1 protein-coding gene is annotated in these 2616 nt (G+C 30.2%); it reads right to left on the bottom strand.

Going from position 1 to position 2616, the window contains the following annotated elements; translation table 11 throughout:
* Window positions 1–393: 393 nt before the first annotated feature.
* Window positions 394–2514 carry a T9SS type A sorting domain-containing protein gene (locus N5E64_RS15475; protein ID WP_280038278.1) on the bottom strand — a complete coding sequence of 707 codons (2121 nt, stop codon included), beginning with the start codon at window positions 2512–2514 and terminating at the stop codon, window positions 394–396.
* Between the last annotated feature and the right edge of the window lie 102 nt (window positions 2515–2616).

Consider the following 2616-nt stretch of genomic DNA (forward strand, 5'->3'; position numbering starts at 1 on the left):
TTTAATAATCAAACAGATAATTCTATATATCTTGTCTAACTCTATTTCTGCTACGTCTATAATCTAACTAACATAGTTTTTATTAAGCTAGTTTGGTTCATTACTAACCCAGTCTAGTTACAAACCGAGAGAATTTGAATTCTCTCACCCTAAGTTTTACATTCAAGACATCAACAACTTACTTCTGAACATCGTCTGTATACTCTGCAATCATATAAACTTATTCAATAACTAAGTCAGCTTACTTTTATACATTATTGATTATATTCTAAGCCGCACCATCTTACTTAAACATCCATCTAATTAATTATTTCTTTGATAACTCTTCCTAAAATTTGTTCCGTACACAAAAAATGAGGTAAAATTTACCTCATTTTTTATTATTGTAATACTTTATTTTTTTATGATTTTGGTTAAATCTTTAGAATCATTTATACGAATAAGATATATACCTGCTTTTAATTGACTAAGGTTAATTTGATTGTTGATAAACTTTCCTTCTAAAATTAGTTTGCCTGTCGTATCATAAATTTGATAGTAATAACTTTCGATAGCTTTTCCATTTATCATCAAAATATCACTAATTGGATTTGGATAAACTCTAAATTGCTCTTGAGAAACTGTTTTCACCTCTTCTGTGCTTAATGTTTTAGATGCAACAACTGCTGTATAGGGAGGTATTGGCATTCTAGGCCTTCCATTATCTTCTAATCCTCCAATTGTTTTTACCTTAACACATCGACAATTCATCGCAACATAAGGATCGATATCATCATTAAAAGCTGTCATATAATTATTTGATCGATCAAAAGTTAATGCAATAGATCTACCTAAATAATTTGAAGTTAATGAACTTGACCATATTCCTGTATAATAAGGACTAATGTCATAACTAGCTGTACTATTTTTAGCAACACTTCTATAACCTCTTAAACCTATGAATGGATAATTTCCTATACTATAACTAGAATCATAAAAATTAAATCCTAATATTTTTCCTGATGAATTTTTGATTAATTTCCCTTTAAAATCAGATTCAATAGTATAATATTTAGCTGTATTCATCCCTTTTTTAGCCCAAGGAGTCATACCTAAATCTCTATATGATATGATCGCTACATCTGGTAAATCTGGGATTCTCCAACCTTCAGGACATGGATCAAAAGGCGATTTTTTGTCAGAATGTCCCCATCTGTCACTTGCTATATTTACCTCATCTATAACCCAGTCTGTACCATTATTATAATTAGGGTTTGAAGGATGACTAGGAGATAAATTGCTAGGTATCATATATACAAGAGGATTCTTAACAGAATATGATAAGTTCTTACTTACTTTTTCTGTTATTTTATCTGTTGATAATGCAGTTGAATAAGAGTTATAAGGAACAATATAATTACCTGAGGTATTGTTATAAATACTTTCTGATAATGTAGTGTAGCTAATGACACCATTTGAAGCTGTTGTCCCTAAATAAATTTCATATGAAGAACCATCTGGATTTGTGAATGAAGGTATTGGGTCTTTTCTTCCCCATTGATATTGCAATCCTCCTGACACCTTAATTCGTTGTAATTCAGCAGCCGTAGGAGATGTTGATGCATTTACAGTAGGAAATAAATCAAGAGCACCTAAATTTCTATCCATAAATTCGGTATCAAGCACATTATCTTTTTGTGCATAATTAACATAATTATATGCTGCAGTATTTGGTTCACTTGTTACATAACGAATAGAATTAATCTCATTATCTGTCACCCAAATATGCCATGACCAATAAATAGGATTCGTGATACTTCCATTGTGTAAAGTAACAACAGCATTACCACTTTGATTAGGATTTATTTTTATATTAATTTTCGTTGTATTAACTCCATTCAAACTCCCCGGGTTAGGATTAGATATAGATGTTGCTTTAATTAAATTTGTATTAGTAGTCCATAATACATTAGTTTTTAAATTATTGTAATTTATATTATTTAAAATTGCTTTATTGTTAAGATATTCACTCTGCATTGCAAATGCTTTATTTATAGGAATTTCAATCGTATTCTCAACAGATTTTTTTACTACCTGATATGAATTAGGATTATTAATCCCTTCTTTGAATACTGGATAAGTCATTTCATCTGTAAAAAATTCTGTAGGAAAATCATATTCATTTACTACATAAAGGGGATCCTTTATACAACGACATCCCATTGCATCTGAAGTATAACTTTCGTTTAAAGGGTAAAATTGATAACGTCCAGTCACATTAGATAAACTTGTATCAGGAACGTCAGGTTGAAAACCATCAGGTATTATACGTAAAGCTCTTGCTGTTATAGCAGGAGATGAATCCCACCAACGCATCATCGTAGCTGTCCATAAATAAACTTCATGCATATCTGTATATTGTCCTCCTTGAGTAAATCGAGATAATAAACCTGTTCCATTAAAAATACCCATATTTTGATTACCAACAGATGTAGCATCAACTCCAACATTAGGATATACTTTCATACCTTTCATATAGGAAACAGTATTATCCGTAGGTTTTATTATATATGACTTATTGGCTTTAAAAACATCATGTTGTAATCTTCCCCTTGTTAGGAACATTTAAAAGTATAA

The sequence above is a fragment of the Empedobacter sp. GD03739 genome (assembly GCF_029843245.1).
GTDB classification, from domain to species: domain Bacteria; phylum Bacteroidota; class Bacteroidia; order Flavobacteriales; family Weeksellaceae; genus Empedobacter; species Empedobacter falsenii_B.